At 72.3% G+C, this 17706-nt stretch carries 16 protein-coding genes; 6 read left to right on the top strand and 10 right to left on the bottom strand.

Annotated elements, in window-relative coordinates; all coding sequences use genetic code 11:
- Positions 1 to 106: 106 nt before the first annotated feature.
- Positions 107 to 1846, bottom strand: a complete 1740-nt coding sequence (locus WMF22_RS36565; RefSeq protein ID WP_438032747.1) for a hypothetical protein — start codon at positions 1844 to 1846, stop codon at positions 107 to 109.
- Between the two features lie 192 nt (positions 1847 to 2038).
- Positions 2039 to 2827 (bottom strand): penicillin-insensitive murein endopeptidase, encoded by a 789-nt coding sequence (locus WMF22_RS36570; RefSeq protein ID WP_438032748.1) that lies wholly within the window; start codon positions 2825 to 2827, stop codon positions 2039 to 2041.
- A 222-nt stretch (positions 2828 to 3049) separates the two neighbouring features.
- Between WMF22_RS36570 and WMF22_RS36575 the strand changes: the two genes are divergently transcribed.
- Positions 3050 to 3907: a CvfB family protein gene (locus WMF22_RS36575; protein WP_437294582.1), complete on the top strand. Its 858-nt coding sequence runs from the start codon at positions 3050 to 3052 to the stop codon at positions 3905 to 3907.
- 79 nt (positions 3908 to 3986) lie between these two features.
- Here the strand turns inward: WMF22_RS36575 and WMF22_RS36580 are convergent, their stop codons facing one another.
- From WMF22_RS36580 to WMF22_RS36590, 3 genes are all read right to left on the bottom strand, one after another.
- Positions 3987 to 5300 (bottom strand): formylglycine-generating enzyme family protein, encoded by a 1314-nt coding sequence (locus tag WMF22_RS36580; RefSeq protein ID WP_438032749.1) that lies wholly within the window; start codon positions 5298 to 5300, stop codon positions 3987 to 3989.
- Positions 5301 to 5445: 145 nt separating this feature from the next.
- Positions 5446 to 5913 carry a Dps family protein gene (locus WMF22_RS36585; RefSeq protein WP_157907930.1) on the bottom strand — a complete coding sequence of 156 codons (468 nt, stop codon included), beginning with the start codon at positions 5911 to 5913 and terminating at the stop codon, positions 5446 to 5448.
- Between the two features lie 25 nt (positions 5914 to 5938).
- Positions 5939 to 6535 (bottom strand): YqgE/AlgH family protein, encoded by a 597-nt coding sequence (locus WMF22_RS36590; protein ID WP_438032750.1) that lies wholly within the window; start codon positions 6533 to 6535, stop codon positions 5939 to 5941.
- A 162-nt stretch (positions 6536 to 6697) separates the two neighbouring features.
- Here WMF22_RS36590 and WMF22_RS36595 point away from each other — a divergent pair, with 162 nt between their 5' ends.
- From WMF22_RS36595 to WMF22_RS36605, 3 genes are read left to right on the top strand one after another with little or no spacing between them, the layout of a single operon-like run.
- Positions 6698 to 7108, top strand: coding sequence for a 6-pyruvoyl trahydropterin synthase family protein (locus WMF22_RS36595; protein WP_012239418.1), 411 nt, complete (start codon positions 6698 to 6700; stop codon positions 7106 to 7108).
- A 55-nt stretch (positions 7109 to 7163) separates the two neighbouring features.
- Positions 7164 to 8660, top strand: coding sequence for a DEAD/DEAH box helicase (locus WMF22_RS36600; RefSeq protein ID WP_438032751.1), 1497 nt, complete (start codon positions 7164 to 7166; stop codon positions 8658 to 8660).
- Positions 8647 to 9867, top strand: coding sequence for a DUF790 family protein (locus WMF22_RS36605; RefSeq protein WP_438032752.1), 1221 nt, complete (start codon positions 8647 to 8649; stop codon positions 9865 to 9867). Before WMF22_RS36600 ends, WMF22_RS36605 begins: the two co-directional genes overlap by 14 nt.
- A gap of 43 nt (positions 9868 to 9910) precedes the next feature.
- On the opposite strand, the gene WMF22_RS36610 is transcribed toward WMF22_RS36605, so the two are convergent.
- Positions 9911 to 10999: a PHP domain-containing protein gene (locus WMF22_RS36610; protein WP_438032753.1), complete on the bottom strand. Its 1089-nt coding sequence runs from the start codon at positions 10997 to 10999 to the stop codon at positions 9911 to 9913.
- Positions 11000 to 11188: 189 nt separating this feature from the next.
- Between WMF22_RS36610 and WMF22_RS36615 the strand changes: the two genes are divergently transcribed.
- Complete coding sequence (locus WMF22_RS36615; protein WP_438032754.1) at positions 11189 to 12298, top strand: glycosyl transferase; 1110 nt, start codon at positions 11189 to 11191, stop codon at positions 12296 to 12298.
- A 20-nt stretch (positions 12299 to 12318) separates the two neighbouring features.
- Here WMF22_RS36615 and corA read toward each other — a convergent pair whose 3' ends face one another.
- The gene (gene corA, locus WMF22_RS36620; RefSeq protein WP_438032755.1) at positions 12319 to 13524 is read right to left on the bottom strand and encodes a magnesium/cobalt transporter CorA; all 1206 of its coding nucleotides are present in this window, start codon (positions 13522 to 13524) and stop codon (positions 12319 to 12321) included.
- Positions 13525 to 13794: 270 nt separating this feature from the next.
- Here corA and WMF22_RS36625 point away from each other — a divergent pair, with 270 nt between their 5' ends.
- The gene (locus WMF22_RS36625) at positions 13795 to 15120 is read left to right on the top strand and encodes a hypothetical protein (RefSeq protein ID WP_438032756.1); all 1326 of its coding nucleotides are present in this window, start codon (positions 13795 to 13797) and stop codon (positions 15118 to 15120) included.
- Between the two features lie 64 nt (positions 15121 to 15184).
- On the opposite strand, the gene WMF22_RS36630 is transcribed toward WMF22_RS36625, so the two are convergent.
- From WMF22_RS36630 to WMF22_RS36640, 3 genes are all read right to left on the bottom strand, one after another.
- Entirely contained in the window at positions 15185 to 15613 is a 429-nt protein-coding gene (locus tag WMF22_RS36630) for a hypothetical protein (protein WP_438032757.1), read from the bottom strand.
- Positions 15614 to 16204 carry a hypothetical protein gene (locus WMF22_RS36635; RefSeq protein WP_438032758.1) on the bottom strand — a complete coding sequence of 197 codons (591 nt, stop codon included), beginning with the start codon at positions 16202 to 16204 and terminating at the stop codon, positions 15614 to 15616. It lies immediately after the preceding gene.
- 116 nt (positions 16205 to 16320) lie between these two features.
- Positions 16321 to 17406 (bottom strand): RNA polymerase sigma factor, encoded by a 1086-nt coding sequence (locus WMF22_RS36640; protein ID WP_438032759.1) that lies wholly within the window; start codon positions 17404 to 17406, stop codon positions 16321 to 16323.
- Positions 17407 to 17706: the final 300 nt, after the last annotated feature.

Raw genomic sequence — 17706 nt, forward strand, 5'->3', positions numbered from 1 at the left:
AGCCGCTCGGCTGTGACTCACTCGGAACAGCATGGGATTCATTGAGACGTCATCGGCGCCCGCCTCGCCGTCGCAGGAATCGTGGCGCGATCTCCGGCACCCGGCGCTAGCCAAACGCCCCCGGGGCGGCCGCGGGGCGGAGGCCCTCGATCAGGGCCGCGCGATAGCGGTGTCGCGCCGCGGAGAGGCGCAGCGCCTCGCCCTCGTCCGCGAGCGACGCCGCGGCCATCGCGGCGTGACCCAGACGCAGGAGCGTGTAGGCGAGGAGATACGCAGGCAGGCGCCGCTCGGGATCATCGCCGGAGCGGCGCCGATACCGCTCCAGGAAGGCGCGCCGGGCGCCTCGCGACATCCGCCACTCGACGATGGCGCCGGCGAGATCCCAGGCGATGTCCGTGGGGCCAGGGAGGAAGTGATCGTCGCCGTGCCCGCAGGCGTCCACCTTGACCAGCTCGCCCGCGGCGGACCTGCGCCACTCGTGGGGATCCATCCTGCCATCGACGATCACCGGATGCGCGAGCTCCAGGTGGAGCTCACCCGGGAGCTCTCTCCGCATCTCCAGCGAGAAATTGGTGCGTGCCATCGCAATGAGCTCGTCGGCCGCAGGGCTCGGCTCAGGGAAGGCCGAGGCGCGAAAGGCGCAGTAGTCGGCGAGGCGCTCGAGCTCCGCGGCGGACAGGTCATCGGCCTGGAGCGGCCGCCCAGGGAGCCATGGATACGAGAGAAAGCCCTCGCCCTCGTCGCGCGGCTCCGGCCCGAAGCCGGCCCGGAAGACGCCGTGTGCCCGCTCCAGACACTCCGCCCCGTAGCGGCCCATCCCTTCGAACTTCAGAATCCGGCGCTCGTCCCGGGAGAGGTATTTGAGGCGCTCCATGGACGTCCAGGAGGGCGGCCAGCGCGATTCGTCCTCATAATAGCAGCGGCGGCGCCACGCCCCGGCGCCGATGGGCTCGCCCGCGCCGCCGGGGAGCCGCGCCCCGCCCTCGGCGCGCTCCGAGCGGAAGGACCGCCAGCGGCGGGCACCGTCCGGCGCGACGAGCGCGTCGGGGTCGGGCGCGCGGGAGCCGAGGAAAACGATGCTGGCGCGCGGGACGCCCGCGCGGACCAGGGCGTCGCCGGCGGCGAGGAACGAGGAGCCGCTGAGGCCCGGCCCCTCGTCGGCGACCCAGAACCGCGCTCCCTCGGCGATGCCGTCCTCGACCCAGCGGATCTGCCCGGCGTCGAGCTCGACGCGGCGGTCGTAGGGGTGACCTGATGGGCGCACGGTGGTGCGGCCGGCCCGGATCCCTTGTTCGCGGAGCGCCGCGGCCGTCACCGCGCTCAGCGTCGTGCCGATGCTGCGGATACCGACGACCCGGACCGGCGCCGGCGGGGACGCGAGCCGCTCGGCCAGCCGGGCGAAATCGAGCGGGTGGAGCGCGTAGAACGAGAACCCCTCGGGCGGCGACGTCGAGACGATCGCCGGGACCTCGACGGCCGTGAGGGCCTCGGGCGTGGCCAGGCGTCTGGCCGCCCGTGGCCCGACGTCTGGCTGTCCGTGGCCAGCTGGCTGGCCGCCCGCGACCGCGAGCGCGCCCGCGCCGTCGCCGCGGATCAGCGCGGCGGCGAGATCGTCGGTGAGCTGCGCCAGCGCCGAGGCGCTCTCCGCGCCGGTGTCGGCGAGGAGGGACTCGAGCTCGCCTGCGCGGATCAAGGCGCCGAGCACGAGGTCGCGAGGGCGCTCCGCGCCTCCGGGGCCGGCGATCGCCCGGAGGTCGGCCGCCAGCTCGTCGACGAGCCGCCGCCCCGGGACGTCGCGGCGGCCGCTGCGGAACACGTACATGCGGTATCCGGAGCTGTCGTCCATGGCGGGCTCCGCGCCTCACCGCTGCGCGACGCGCGACCCGCGCCGCTCGCGGGCCTCCCCAGCGGTAACGTCATGGAACCGGCTCGTCAAGCCATCGGCCTCGTGCGTGGAGGGGAGCGACGGGCCTGACTCGGTCGTGGCTGGGGGCGGCAGCGCGAGCGGCGCCGGCGCCATCGCCGTCGATACCTTCGCTCAGCGCGGGCCGCCGGCCGCGAACGCAAAATCGATGTGCACGTGCTCGTCGTGCCGCCACCACACCGGGCCGCGGGGGATCGCCCCTGCGAGCGAGCCCAGCTTGCGGCCCGCGGGGCTCGCGAGCAGCAGCGGCACGTACTCCGGCGCGAGGATGATCCGCTGGATCCGGAGCTTCCTTGGCCTGGCTTTCTCTTCCAGCGCCGACAGGAGCCGCGCGAGATCGTCGAAATCGATCGTCAGCTCGCCCGACCGGCCCTGCGCGTCGAGCTCGAGGCCATAACCGAGCTTGTTCCAGGGATAGGTCGACACCTCCGCGGGCTGCCCCGCGCCGTCGCGCAGCGGGACGAAGATATCGACGCTGAGCCCGTTCTGGTGCGTGCGGTGAGGCCAGAACGGGCCGCCATCGCGGTGGCCCGTCTCCCCCACGACGAAGCGCCGCCCTGGCCTGGCGGCCGCGCACGCGGCGAACGCCTCTTCCAGCGCGTCGCGAACCGCGCCGTGCACGTACTGGCGTCCGAGGCTGGCGCCCAGGTAGGAGTAGGTCACATGACCGGGCCCCGAGGGGCGGAGCGGGCGGCCGTGCAGCAGCCGGCCGCGCGCGGGGCTGCCGACGCTCTCGGACGGCGCCTCGCCGTCGAGCCAGACGCGGCCGTGCGCCACGACGAGGGGCGCGACGAGCAGGAGACCTGCGGCGGCCGCGAGTCGCTTCCACGCCCGGCGGGGCGCGCTCGTCGCTCGCGGAGCCACGGCGGGCGGCGCGCGCCGAAGGACCTGGAGGAGCTTCACCCCGTTCGGCTTCCTGGACGATCGATCACGTCGTTCAAGCGAGAAACGAACCATCGAGCGCGCCAAGAGGAGTTCCAACTCCTGGCGTTCTGGCGCCTCGGCACCTCACCATTCAGCGTCTTTCAGGCAGCTTCAACCGATTTGTGGGATCGGAGATCATCGCGCCCAAAGAGACGCGACCGGCCGACCGCGCGCCCCCGCCCTGTGCAAGACTGCGCGCCGATGCCGTACGACCATCTCCTCGGGCGCGTGGTGACCCTGCCGGTGCGGCGCTTCGGCCCGCCGGGCGCCTTCCTCTCGGCCGATCCAGACGACCTGCGCCCGGACGCGCCGGTGCTCCTCTTGCCGCGCAGCGAGGTGCCCGAGGGCGCCAGGGAGGGGGACGAGCTCGAGGTCTTCGTGTACCTCGACTCGGAGGATCGCCCCATCGCCACCACGCGCCGGCCGAAGGTCACGCTCGGCGAGGTCGCCTTCCTGGCGGTCACCGACGTCGCGCCCTTCGGCGCTTTCGTCGACTGGGGCCTGCCCAAGGAGCTGCTCGTCCCCCGCGCGGAGCAGACCCGCGACCCGCAGGTCGGCCAGCGGCACCCGGTGGGGCTGCTCGTGGACAGGACCGGGCGCCTCGCGGGGACGATGCGCGTGAGCGAGATGCTGCGCGACCAGGGCGAGTTCGATCTCGACGAGTGGGTCGAGGGGGAGGCGTGGCGCAACGAGCCGGGGATCGGCCTCTTCGTCATCGTCGAGCGCAGGTTCGTCGGCCTGCTCCCCGCCGACGAGCCGCACGCGCTCTCCCGCGGCCAGGCGGCGCGGTTCCGCGTGGCGAGCGTGCTGCCCGACGGGAGGATCGATCTCTCGCTCCGCGGTCACGCGCACGAGGAGGTCGAGAGCGACGCGCAGGAGATCCTCGCGCGGCTCTCGCGCCCGGGCGCGCCGAGGGTCGGCGATCGCTCGAGCCCCGAGGAGATCCGGGCCCTCTTCGGCCTGAGCAAGAAGGCGTTCAAGCGGGCCGTCGGCCGCCTGCTGAAGGAGCGCGCGGTGGCGATCGACGGCGAGGGGTTTCTCGTCAAGAGCGCGCGCTGAGCCGGTCCGAAGGCGGAAGCGGAATGAAGGCGCGGCGCCCCGCGGCGGACGCCGTGTCCGGAGCGCCGCGCGGGCGACGCTACCTGTCCCTCGCGCACCGGGCGCCGATGCCGTAGTAGCGCTCGGCGGGTTTGCTTGGAAGGCGCTCGGACGCCATCAGGCGGTCCGGATCGTCCTCGAACGACCCGCCGTGGATGACGCGATCGGCGGTATCGGTCAGGTTCGCGCAGTCGTCGCAGCGATCGAGGCCCCCGCTCGAGATCGCATAGCTGTTGCTGTACCCGTCCAGCGTCCACTCCCACAGGCTCCCCGCCAGGTCCGCCTGCCCCCACCGTCCGTCTCCTCCCTCGCTCGATGCCGCTCCGACCGTCAGGATGTCGCCTATCGTGCACGGGCCGCCTGACGATTCCGTGACCCCGTAGCAGCCGAAGACCGCGTGGTTATCGACGAACGTGTCGCCCCAGGGATACGCTCGCTCCTCGTCGCCGCCGGCCGCTGCGTAGTGCCATTCGGCCTCGGTTGGCAGGCGCCCGCCGTCCCACGCACAGAAGGCCATCGCCTCGTGCCATGTGATGCAGTTCATGGGGCGGCGCTCGTCGTCGTCCGAGCCGGCGCTGTCGGTCCACGTCGAGCAGGGGTCCCCGATAGCACTGCAGGTGTCGACGCCCGGAGGGGTGCACTTCTTCAGCTCCGCCATCAGCGTCGCCTTGTTCGGCTGGAGGTACTGCTTGAAGCTGGTCTGCCATCCGCTGCCAGCCAGCGCCGGGTGCCGTCCGGCGTTCACCGCGGGAGGGCTCTCCTGCGTTCCTTTCCCCGCCTCGACGAACTCGCGGAACCGGCCGACCGTGATCTCGTAGGTATCCAGCCAGAAGTCGTTGACGGACGCCTGCTTCTGCGCGCTGGAGCCCGTCGCCTCGACATGGTTCCTCGTGTAGCGCCGCGTGTGCGCGCCGCCGTACACCAGCCGGCTGTCGCAGCAGCTGATCTGGTCCGGTCCGCACCGCGTCTCCAGGTCCCGGCAGCTCGGGGCCGATGCGACCGGACCGCCCCCGGCCCCCGCGCCGCCGCTCCCGGTCGCCGCGCCCTCTCCGCCGCCCCCGGTCGCCGCGCCCTCTCCGCCGCTCCCGGTCGCCGCGCCCTCTCCGCCGCTCCCGGTCGCCGCGCCCTCTCCGCCGCCCCCGGTCGCCGCGCCCTCTCCGCCGCCCCCGGCCGCCGTCTCACCGCCGCTCCCGGCCGCCGTCTCACCGCCGCTCCCGGCCGCCGTCTCACCGCCGCTCCCGGCCGCCGTCTCACCGCCGCTCCCGGCCGCCGCGCCCTCTCCGCCGCCGCGCGAGTATCGTCCCCAGTCCGCGCCGATGAGGTCCGAGCATCCGGCGGCGACGAGCGCTCCCACCCCGCCGATCCAACCAGCTTTCGCCCAGGTTCCACCCATGACCCGACAGCGTCTCCCTCTTCGATCACCGCTGTCAAGCCGCTCCCGGCCGGCCGGCTGCATCGAGGCCTCGCCTCTCCGCAGCTCGGCGGCCGCGACGCGGGGGTTACTCGAGCAGGCTGCGCAGCATCCAGGCGGTCTTCTCGTGGACCTGCAGGCGCTGGGTGATCAGATCGCAGGTGGGCTGATCGTTGGCGTTCTCGGCCACGGGGAAGAGCTCACGCGCCGTGCGCGCGACCGTCTCGTGGCCCTCGACGAGGCGCTTGATCATGTCCGTGGCCTTGGGGACGCCGTCGTCCTCCTTGATGGTCGAGAGCGCGACGAACTGCTTGTAGGTCCCCGGCGCGGGGAGGCCGAGGGCCCGGATGCGCTCGGCGACCAGGTCCACGGCGAGCGCCAGCTCGTTGTACTGCTGCTCGAACATGAGGTGGAGCGTCTGGAACATGGGCCCCGTGACGTTCCAGTGGAAATTGTGGGTCTTCAGATAGAGCGTGTACGTGTCAGCGAGGACGCGTCCCAGCCCCGCGCCGATCAGCTCGCGGTTCTTGGCGTCGATTCCGATATTGATCTCCATAGGACTCCTCTCGTGTCGTGTGCTCTCAGGCTTCGCCGATGCTGCGCATCGACATCACTTCGATCGGGCGCAGGCCGAGCAGCGCATAGGCCTGCTCCCAGCGCTGGTCCGCCGCCACGTCGAACAGGATCCCCTCGTCGAGGGCCACGGGCAGCCACGCGCCCGCGGCGATCTCTCGCTCGAGCTGGCCGGGCCCCCAGCCGCTGTAGCCGAGGAGCACCGTCCTGCGCCGCGGGTCCGCGGCGGCCGTGCCGCGCACCGCGTCGGCCGCGAGCGTGTCGAACGCGCTCCGGGACGACGTGACACGCACCCGGGAGCCCACCGGGATCACCCCCGTCTCCTCGGCCCCGAGCGCCGGATCGAGGCACAGGATCCACCCCGAGCTCGGCTGGACCGGCCCGCCGAGGTAAACCGGCGCCGGGTTCTTCAGGTCGTTGCCATAACCCGCGAACGACAGGAGCTCCCCCAGCGTCATCGGCGCCGGCCTGTTCACCACGAACCCCAGCGCCCCGCCCTCGCTGTGCACCGCGAGGAGCACGACCGTCCGGTCGAAGTTCGGATCGCCGAGCGGCGGCGACGCGATGAGGAACCCTGGGGCCAGCACGCTCGCTTCGCTGTTCATCGGCGATCCTCCCTCGCAACGGTCAACCGGTCACTGCGTCCCGCACGAACCCGTCCGCCGCGGCGGGGGCCGGACGGGGGGTCGCCCCCACCTTACTCCGGTGGGCCGTGACAGGCGATTGGGATCTCCCTCCAGCGCCGGCGCGGCGGGTATAGTGGAGCCATGTACACCGTCGGCGTCCGCGATCACATCATGGTGGCCCACAGCCTCAAGGGCGTGCAGTTCGGCCCTGCGCAGCGCCTGCACGGCGCGACGTACACGGTCAGCGTGGAGGTGGAGCGCGAGGAGCTCTCGCCCCTCGGCCAGGTGGTCGAGACGAGCGCGCTGCGGGACAGCCTGCGCGCCGTGCTCGCCGAGATCGACTACCGGAACCTCGACGAGCACCCCGCGTTCGAGGGCAAGCGCTCGACGCCGGAGCTCATCGCGCGCTACATCCACCGCGAGCTCGGCCGCAAGCTCCCGGTGAGCGCCGGCAGCGCCCTCACGATCACGCTGAACGAGTCCCCCCTCGTCTGGGTGCGCTACCGCGCGCCGCTCCGGGGCGCCTCGGTCATGCCGACCGAGCTGGCCTGATCGCCGGCCATCTCCGCTTGGCACGCGGCCCTGCCCGCGGCAAAAGAGCGCGCCGATGACCGAGCCGGTCCGCACAGCGCCGATCGTCCTGAGCTTCCAGGGCGGCACCCTCCGCATCGAAGGCCTCGCCCCGCGCCCGGCGCTCGCTGCGGCGCCCGCCCTCGACAGCAGCGCGCTGCCGTCGAACGCGGACGAGCGCGCGGGCGAGCCCGACGGCGGCACCGCCGGCGATCCCGCCGAGGGCGCGCCGCTCGACCCCGCGTGCCTGCCCGCGTCCTGCCGCTGGGACGCGCGGGAGCGCGTCTACCGCGTGCCGGCGATCGACTACGCCGAGCTCGTCCTGAGGCTCCGCGCCCGCGGCGTCCCGTTCACCGACGCCGCCCGCAAGTACGAGGCGCTCCCGCTCGCGCCGCTCGCCAAGCACGACCCGTTCCCCTACCAGCGCGAGGCGCTCGACGCCTGGGCCGGGCGGCGCAGCCGGGGCGTCGTCGTGCTCCCGACGGGCGCGGGCAAGACGTTCGTCGCGACGCTCGCCATCGCCGCGCGGCAGCGCAGCGCGCTCGTGGTCGTGCCCACCCTGGATCTCCTGAACCAGTGGTACGACGGGCTCTCCGCCGCGTTCGGCGTCCCGATCGGCCTGCTCGGCGGCGGTTACCACGACGTCCTCGACCTGACGGTGACCACGTACGACTCCGCGCACGCCCACATGGACAGGCTCGGCGCCCGCTTCGGCCTCGTGATCTTCGACGAGTGCCACCACCTGCCGAGCCCGTCGTACGCGCTCGCCGCGAAGATGTGCCTCGCGCCCTTCCGCCTCGGCCTCACCGCCACGCCCGAGCGCGCCGACGGCCGGGGCTACGACGACCTCATCGGCCCGATCGTCTTCCGCCGGGAGATCACCGAGCTCTCCGGGCAGTACCTCGCGGCCTACGACGTCGTCCGGCTCGAGGTGCCGCTCTCGGACGACGAGCGCGCCGCGTACGAGGCGGCGCGCGCCGTGTACATCGGCTTCCTGCGCGCGAACGGCATCCGCATGCCCGAGGGGTGGGGCCAGTTCATCCTGCTGAGCTCGCAGTCCGACGCCGGCCGCCGCGCCTTCGAGGCGTACCGCCGCCAGCGCAGCCTCGCGCTGTGCGCGCCCGGCAAGATCGACGTCCTCGCGCGGCTGCTCCACGCCCACCGCGCAGATCGCACCCTGGTCTTCACCGAGGACAACGCCACGGTCTACCAGATCTCGCGGCAGTTCCTGCTGCCGGCCATCACCCACCAGACCAAGGTGAAGGAGCGCAGCGCCATCCTCGAGGCGTTCAACCGCGGGACGCTGTCGGCGGTGGTCACGTCGAAGGTGCTGAACGAGGGGGTCAACGTGCCCGAGGCGAACGTCGCGATCGTCCTGTCGGGCAGCGGCTCGGTGCGGGAGCACGTCCAGCGGCTCGGCCGCATCCTGCGCCGGAGCGAGAACAAGACGGCGATCCTCTACGAGCTCGTGGCGCTCGGCACGAGCGAGCAGCGGGTGAGCGACAAGCGCCGGGAGCACGTTGCTTACCAGTGACCTCGTCCGCGTCCGCCGCCGGGGCGGGCTGGTCGTCCCGCAGTACCTCCGCGGGGCGGCCGCCGAGCGCCTGCTGCCGGTCGCGCGGGCGTACATCGACATCCTCGCGCAGCGCGTCGGCGAGCGCCGCGACGACGTCGAGGCCGCGCTCGACGCCATCGAGGTGCCCGCGCGGGATCGCGTGGCCTCGCTCGGCCTGAGGAAGGTGCTGGAGGAGGGCTGCGAGTACGAGGTGCAGGAGGGCGTCGATCCCGAGGCGCTCCGGCGCGAGCTGTTCCACGCGGCGGCGGCGGCGCACCGCGCCCTCGACGTCCGCGCCCGCTTCGACCGGGCCGCCGTGCTCGACGAGGTGGCCGCCCGGCTCGGCACGACGCCCGCCGCGATCGAGGCGGGCCTCTACGCCGACCTGCGCGGCGCCGAGATCCTCCGGCGCGCGGCCGCGGACGCGCCCGAGATCCTGCTGGATCGGTACAACCTGGCGCTGGCGCAGTCGATCCTCCTCCGGGCGACGCAGGTGACGATCCGCGTCGAGGGGGAGAGCGCCCAGCGCTACCGGCGGATCTTCCGGGCGGCGCGCTTTCACGGGCTCATCCACGTGGTCCAGGGCGATCCGGTCTCCGGCTACACGATCGCGCTCGACGGCCCGTTCAGCCTGTTCGACGCGGTGCAGCGGTATGGCTTGCGGCTCGCGATGTTCCTGCCGTCGGTGCTCTCGTGCGCCTCGTTCCGGCTGCGCGCCGACCTGCGCTGGGGGCGCGACAAGGAGCCGCTCGCCGTCGAGATCGGCCCGGCGGATGGCCTCCTGTACCACGGGCGCGAGCTCGCGGAGACGACGCCCGAGCTGGACGCGTTCTGCGAGGGGTTCAGGAAGCTCGGGTCGCCCTGGACCGTGTCGCCGAACGAGCGGCTGTTCGCGCTGCCCGGAGAGGTGGTGTGCGTCCCCGACCTGGTGTTCCTGAACGCGGAGACCGGGGAGGAGGTGTACCTCGAGGCGTTCGGGTTCTGGAGCCGGGACGCGGTGTGGCGGCGCGTCGAGCTGATCCGGAAGGGGTTTCCGGCGAGGATCCTGCTCGCGGTCGGCAAGCAGCTCCGCGTGAGCGAGGAGGTGCTGGGCGACGACGAGGCCGGGGAGATCTACGTCTACCGGGCGACGATGTCGCCGCGGGCGGTGCTGGCCCGCCTGGACGGGAAGCGCGGGGGGGCGTGAGCCGCTGCGGAGGGCAATCCGGCGTCCACGACGCCCGCGGCGCTCACGGCTCCACGGTCGCGTACGCCGGCGTCCACGCTCGCTTCCCGTCCGGCCGCGTGATCCGCGCCCGCACGTACCGCTCCCCGCCGCGGAGCCGGTAGGTCGCCCGCCCCGCCGTGGGCTGCTGCCGCTCCAGCACGCGCCCGCTCCGCCCGACGAACTCGACAACCGCGCCCGCCGCCACAGGCCAGACCGAGAAGGCGTCCCCGGCGATCGCGATCCTCCGCAGCCTCGCCCCGGACGACGCGTAGAGCCGCCCCCTGGCGAGCGCGCTGCAAATCGCGGCGCGCGACGCCTCCCGCGAGAACACCTCGATGAACCCGCGGCCGGGCCCCGCGGGCGGCGCGCCCGACCCGGCCGTGAGCTGGTGCAGATCGTCCACCGCGACGCCGACGATCCCCCCTCCCGCGGCGCCGCGCACCGTCAGCACCGCATCCCATAACGCCTCGTGCGACGGGCGCGTCGCGTCGCCGTCCGTGTACACGTACGGGTGCCCGCTGTGGATCTCGAGGAGCTCCGCCGCAGGCGCCGCCAGGAGGTCGCCGGCGGATAACGACCAGTCGAAATTCGGATGGTTGATGAGCGCCACGCCCCCCTCCGCCCGCACACGCCCGATCGCCCACTTCAGCGCCTCCCCCTTGGTCATGAAGGCGCCCCCGCCGATCGTCGCCCGCGTGCAGAGCGCGTTCACGTGCACGGCCTTCCCCTCTGCCCACATCGTGACCTCTTCGCCGGGGATCACGGCGAAGCTCGACGTCGACGAGGGTTCCTGGAACATCGCAGGATCGACGCGCTGGTTGTGGTCTGTCAGCGCCACGAAGGAATACCCGTTCTCGCGGTACCAGCGGACGACGTCGCGCGGCTCGCTGTCCCCGTCGCTCAGGGACGTGTGGGTGTGGATGTTCCCGCGCTGGAACACCTCCACGTCGAGCGCCCTCTCGAAGCGCGGGCGGCCCGGCGGTCCGTGCCCCCCGGGAGCAGAGCCCGAATCGGGCGAGGCGCGCTCCGCGCTGCCGGCGAGCGCGAGGACCGCCGCAGCGCCGATGAAGCCGATGAAAAGGAGAGCACTCCAGCGTCCGCGCATGCTCATTGAGACGACAAGCAGAGTATACAGAACGAAAGGGCCGCGACCAATTCGCAAACAGCGCCCACACCTCCGCCGCCGCGCGTCACCTCTCCCGCTCCGGCGCGCGCGAGGTGGTGCGCGCGTGCGCGCGCCCACCCCCTCTTCACTTTTTAAAACCCCCGGCCCACCGGCGTCCGGCGGCATACTGCCCCCGTGACGCCCCCCCTCCTCGCGCTCGTCATGATCGTCAAGGACGAGGCCCCCTCCATCCGCGAGACCCTCGCCTCGGCCAGGCCCCACGTCGACCGGTTCACCCTCCTCGACACCGGCTCCACCGACGGCACACAGGCCCTCGCGCGCGCCGCCATGGCGGGCGTCCCCGGCGATCTCGTCGAGGAGCCCTTCGTCGACTTCGGCGCGACGCGCAGCCGCGCCCTCGACCTCGCGGGCGACGCGGCCGTGTTCACCCTCATGCTGAGCGGCGACGAGCGCCTCGTCGCCGGCGGCGCGCTCCGTCGCTTCTGCGAGGAGCGCCGCGACGCGTCGGGCCCGGGGCACGGCGCCTACCACGTCCGCGTGCGCTACGGCGATTCCGTCTACGACTCCGCCCGGCTCGCCCGCGCCTCGGCCGGGTGGCGCTACGTCGGCGCCACCCACGAGGTGCTCTCCAGGGAGGGCGAGCCGCCCCCCTCGATCCGCGTCCCCGACGCCCACATCGTCCACGACCTCTCTCGCCGCGACGCCGCCGCCCAGACCCGGAGGTGGCAGCGCGACCTGGAGCTGCTCTCCGCCGCGCTGGCCCGATCCCCCCGCGACGGCCGCGCCGCCTTCTACCTCGCGCAGACGCTGGAGTGCCTCGGCCGGCACGCGGAGGCGTTCGAGGCCTACGAGCGGCGCGCCGCGCTCGGCGGCTGGCACGAGGAAGTCTACGAATCGCTGTTCCGCATGGCGCGCGCCGCCGCCGCGCTCGGGCGCCCCTGGCCCGAGGTGCAGCAGCGCTACCTCGACGCCCACGCCCACAGCCCGCACCGCGCCGAGCCGCTCTTCGCCGTCGCCTGGCACTGGTACGGACAGCGGTGCTGGCCGCTCACCTACCTCTTCGCCTCCCGCGGCGCCGCCCTCCCCTTCCCCGCCCAGGCCACCCTCTTCGTGGACGCCGAGGTCTACGACCACAAGCTGCTCGACCTCGTCGCCACCAGCGCGTTCCACGTCGGCGAGCTCGCCGCCGGCGAGGCGGCGCTGCGCAAGGCCCTCGCGCGCCGCCCCGGCGATCCGCGCCTGCTCGGGAACCTCGCGTTCTACGCGCCCGCGAAGGAGCGCTGACGCGCCGCGCTCGCCGCCGCTCAGGCGCCGTCGTCGTCCTTCCTGATCCAGCCCTTGCGGCGATAGTACGTGAGCAGCCCGACGACGCTCGCCAGCATCAGGCACCATACGAACGGATAGCCGTAATACCAGTCGAGCTCCGGCATGTTGTACGGCGAGCTCTCGTGGTGGAAGTTCATCCCGTAGATGCCCGCAATGGCGGTGACCGGGAGGAAGATCGTCGAGATGATCGTGAGCACCTTCATGATCTCGTTCATCCGGTTCGACATCCCGGAGAGGTGGAGATCCATGAGGCCCGAGCTCAGCTCGCGGTAGGTCTCGACCATGTCCATCAGCTGCACCGCGTGATCGTATGTGTCGCGCAGGTAGAGCCGCGTGTCCTTGGAGATGAGCGGGTTGTCCTCGCGGAGCAGCGCGTTGACGAGATCGCGCTGCGGCCAGATGGCGCGCCGGAGCGTGAGCAGATCCCGCTTCAGATCGTGGATCGGCTTCGACATCCGGCGCTTCGCGTCGATGACCTCGATCTCCAGGTCCTCGATGTGCTCGCCGAGCCGCTCGAGCACCGGGAAGAAGCCGTCGACCACCGCGTCGAGCAGCGCGTACGCCAGGTAATCGGCGCCCCGCTCCCGGATCGAGCCCCGGCCGGTGCGGATTCGCTCCCGCACGGCCTCCATGACGTCCCAGTCGGCCTCTTCCTGCACCGTCAGGACGAAGCTCTTGCCGACCAGGATGGCCAGCTGCTCGGTGCGCAGCACGCAGCGCTCGTCGACCTGCGCCATCCGCGCGATGATGAGGACGTGCTCGCCGCCGTAGACGTCCGCCTTCGGCCGCTGGGGCACGTTGACCATGTCCTCCAGCGCGAGCGGGTGGACATGGAAGATCTCGCCCAGCCGCTCGAAGGTCGCCTTGTGCCCGAGCCCCCGGACATCGACCCACGTGATGGAGGGCCGGTCGTCCGTGAGGTAGGGGATGCACCCGTCGACGCTCTGGATCTCCTTCTCGGACACGACCTCGGCGTCGTAGTCGATGACGAAGATCTTCGGCCGCCGCGTGTCCTCGATGACGAGCGTCCCGGGCGGCGACGCCGGCGGCGGCTCGTGCCCGAGCCTGTCGCGCCTGGGCCGCAGCGTCGGCCGGTCGAGGTCGGCCTTCTCCTGGACCCAGGAGGCGCGCTGCTGCGGCGCGCTGCTGCGCCGCGACTCGGGGGGTAGCGTGGAGCTCGTCACGGGGGCGTGATGGTAGATCAAGATCCCGCGGTATCGAGCACGGGATGACGCGATGGATGACGCGATGGAGCGAGCGCGCTCGCGCTCGCTCCGCGGCGCCGGGTGGCGTATGCTTATCGGGCCGCGGAGGGGAGATGCTGGTCGGGCCGCGGCGGGGAGCGGGCGCTCGCAGGGCCGCCTCTTCCTCCCTGTCCCTGCTGGCCGGGGGAGCGCGCGGCGCGCGCCGGCCTGCGCCTCGCGCCGCCGCGCGCCCTGCCCTTCCGGATGCCCATGGGAACGACCCTCGACATCGCGATCGGCCTCGTCAGCGTCTTCTTCCTGCTCAGCGTCCTCTGCTCGGCCATCCACGAGGCGCTCGCTGGCGTGCTCCGGCTGCGCGCGCTCAACCTGGCGCAGAGCATCGAGATCATGCTGGCCGACAGCGAGCTCGACGCGCACGTGAAGCAATCGCCCGGCGCCGCCGACACCGCCGCCCCCAAGAGCTCTCCGCCGGAGCAGGTCATGAGGCGCGCGGCGCGGCGCGCTGTCGAGCTCGTGCGCACCCGGGTGATGCCGGGGCCGCTCCCGAGCCCGCTCGCGGCGAAGCTCCGCGAGCACCCGCTGATCAAGGATCTCAAGTACGGCTGGGTAGGGCCGTCCTACATCCCGTCGCACGCGTTCGTGGCCGCGCTCATCGACACCCTGCGGCAGGTCCCGTGGCCCGACAGCGCCGCGGCGCTGCCCGCGCAGGCCGGCGCCGCACCTGCGCAGACCGGCGCCGCGCCTGCGCCGGCGGGCGACGCCGCTTCCGCGCCCCTGCAGCAGGCGAGCGACGGCGTCCCTCCGCCGCAGGCGAGCGCCGCCGCGCCTGCGCCGGGCGAGATCGCGGCGGCGCCGAGCCGCGACGAGGACCCGCTCGACGAGCTGAAGAACATCATCCGGAGCATGCCGCCGAAGAGCGATCTCCGGCGCGCCCTCACCACGATCGTCGACTCCACGGTCAAGGACATGCGCGAGGCCAACATCCGGCTGGAGCGCTGGTTCAATGACGCCATGGACCGGGCCGCCGGCCGGTACAAGCGCCGCGCGCAGCTGATCATCAGCGCGACGGCGCTCGTCCTCTGCGTCGGGTTCAACGTCGACAGCATCCGCCTCGCGGGCGCCCTCTCGCGCGACGCAGTGGTGCGCGCCCGGCTGATCGCGGCGGCGCAGGAGATCGCGAAGTCCCCGCCCCGCCCCGCGCCCCAGGCCGGCGGCGTCGACCAGAACGAGGACATCATGGCCGCGATCGCCGAAGGAAGCGGCGCTCGCTCCCGGCTCACCGGGCTCGACGTCGAGATCACCTGGGGCGTGAAGGCCCCCGAGCACACGAGCGTCCCGAAGCTCTGGAGCGCGATCGCGGCGATCCTCGGTCAGGGCATCGTCGGCTGGATCCGCGGGGTGCTCGACAGGCTCCTGACCCCGGGCATCCTCATCACCGCGGCCGCCGCCTCCCTCGGCGCGCCGTTCTGGTTCGACCTGCTCAACAAGCTCGTGAACCTCAGGACCGTCGGAAAGAGCCCCGAGCCTTATGAGCCCCCCAAGGGCGCCGGGCCGGACACCAGCGTCACCCGCTGAGCGGCGCGCGCGGCGCGCTGATCCGACCAGCCGAGTGGTGCCCTCACCAGAGCACCGGCGCAGGCTAACCGTGTACGCCCGCTCTCGTCGCGAGCTCGTATACTTGCGCGCCCCAGGCCAGGACCGCGTGCGCAGCGCGGGCGGCGGGGTCCTTCGCGCCCATCGCGTCGAGGATTGCGAGTACCCGCCGTCGCCCTTCTTCGTCGCCACAGGCCCAACGGTTCATCGCTTCCTCGAGCGGTGAGATGCGGCAGATCGGCGCGCGGTCTTCGGGAGCTTCAGGCTCGCTCTGCCATCCAGGAGTCGCCTCGTCCAGGACCGATCGAGCGAACGAGAGGAGCGCCGCCGCCACCTTACCCGCTGGAGCGCTGTGGTAGGCATTGAATCCTTCTTCGATGAGCGCCTGCACGTGCCCCTTGCTCAACGGGACAACACGCCATTCCATTCGTTGAACCAATGGCTTGAGCTTCGATCTTTGGTCCTCGGATTCCACTCATCCTCCGCTTCCTACGCCCGGCAGGGTCGTGTTCAGCGGTGAGCGCTCGACGTCCTCCCAATCGGAGCCGCGTGCAGGGCTTTCGCCACCATCTTCGTGCTGTAGCGGGAAGCTCGTCAGGTCGGCAGCGCGACGCGCGGGCTCGGCCCCCGCCCCGGCGCGAGCGGGGAGCGGCGATCGCAGCCGCAGCTGTGGAGGCGGCGGGAGCTTGGCCCGCGGGCTCTCGGCAGCGCGCTCAGGAGATGGCACCACAGGCGGAGGAGCATCGAATGCGCGAGGGGGTATCGCGAGCGGACTCGGCGGTACCGAGGTCGGCGCGGGCGGCGCCGCCGGACGCGCCGAGCCCTCGCGCCGGGTGGTGGGCTCACCGAGCAGGCGACGGTAGCTGTCCCGCTCCCGCTCCGCCTTCTCCTTCGCCTCGGTGAGGGCTGACACCTCGTCCTCGTGCGCGTGCTCGCGCGCCTCACGAAGCCCGCGCTCGCGTCCCAGCGCTTCGCGCGCGGTGACCGCGAACCCGATCGCGACGCAGGCGATCATCGCGAGCCCGAGCGGCGAGACGAGCCACATCGCACCCAGCATGTCCTCCATCTTCCCTCCTGAACCGTGAGCATTCTTGTCCGACGCATGGCGGAACCCGGCCTCGTTCTGCCCGGCGACAGCACCGACCGCACTGCTGGCTTGGCTGTCGATGGTCAGCCGACCTGTCAGCGAAGCTGCCTGAGCATCTCTTCGCGCTCCGCGGCGAGCCGACCGCGCGGGAACTCCTCCGCGTGTGCCTCGAGCAGCCGGTGGGCCTCGAGATCCGCCTCTGGGCTGCGAGCCTCGATGGCCCTCCGGGCCTGGCTGATCAGGCTCCTCTCGCGCGCGCTGATCGCCTGCTTCTCGTGCGTCGTCGAGGACGACGCACGAGAAGCAGCCGTTACCGACGGAGGCGGCGTCGTGGTCGCTCCGGCGCCATCCTGTCCGGCGCCGCGCTCCATGGGGAGCGCATCGGCCTGCGCTGCGGGTGATGCGGAGGACGTCCCCGTCTGCCCGGCGCGGCGCTCCGCGGGGAGCGGCGCGGAGGCCTGCCCCGACAGCGCGGGCCAACCGTCATCGAGAGCCGAGCGAACCCACGCCTGCAGCGTGGACGAGGAGGTCACAGCAATGACGATGGCGCTCATGAGCACGATGGTCGCACCTTGCAACAGAAACCTCCAACTCCAGCGGAGCAGGGAGGCCATCCTCCCCTGGCGTGGAGTGAGCCCGAACGGAACGACGCAGGGAGTTTCGTCCCATCCGCGCGAGCGTTGCTTCGCCCTCCGGCGCTGCGCCGCCTCCTCCAGCTGCTCGCGGGCTCGACGGTGCAGCGTCTTCACGGCGTCAGGGTGGAGCCCGAGCTCCACGGCGATCTGGGCCAGCGGGATCTCCTCAAGGTCGTGCTTGATCAAGATGTCCCGGTACTTCGGCTCGACACCGTCGATGAGCTCCCGCAACACGGCTTCCCGCTCGCGCCACCTGAGCAGCTCTTCCGGCGTGGGGTGGTCGTCGTGAAGCTCGAGGTCGCCCGACGGCGTCAGCACCTCTCGCAGGCGGCGCGCGCTTCGAACATGGTCGCGCGCCTGGTTGGCCGCGATCGCGACGCGGTACGGCGCCGGGTCCCCGCCTGCCTCGATCCGTCCCTCCGCGTCGAGCCCCCGCAGCAGCGCGTCCTGCGCGACGTCCTCGGCATCGCGCGCCGGGACCCCGAAGCGCCTCGCCAGGCGCCGGAAGAGCTCGAAGCTGCTGAAGGTCCCTGCTGGCTTGCCCATGCCGGTAGCACGTCTGAGCGGCCCTCCCGGGGTCAGAAAAGTGAACGGTCCGGGTCATTTTGGTAGGACAATGTGTCCCCGTGCGCCACCTGCGCACTCGCGCAGCACTCGGCGCCCAGGAGAGATGACAACATTGCTAGCTCGCGCTGAAATTTCTCGCGGCAAATGCACGCGCAGGGCGATTTCACCCGCTGTTGACGCCGAGCAGTTGACACGACTACGGTCGTGACATGCGTTGCGCTCCACAGTTCCTCTCGATTCTCCTTGCGATCGGGCCATCGACATGCCTTACGAGCGCAG

It is taken from the genome of Sorangium sp. So ce204 (assembly GCF_051526795.1).
Lineage (GTDB): Bacteria > Myxococcota_A > Polyangia > Polyangiales > Polyangiaceae > Sorangium > Sorangium cellulosum_B.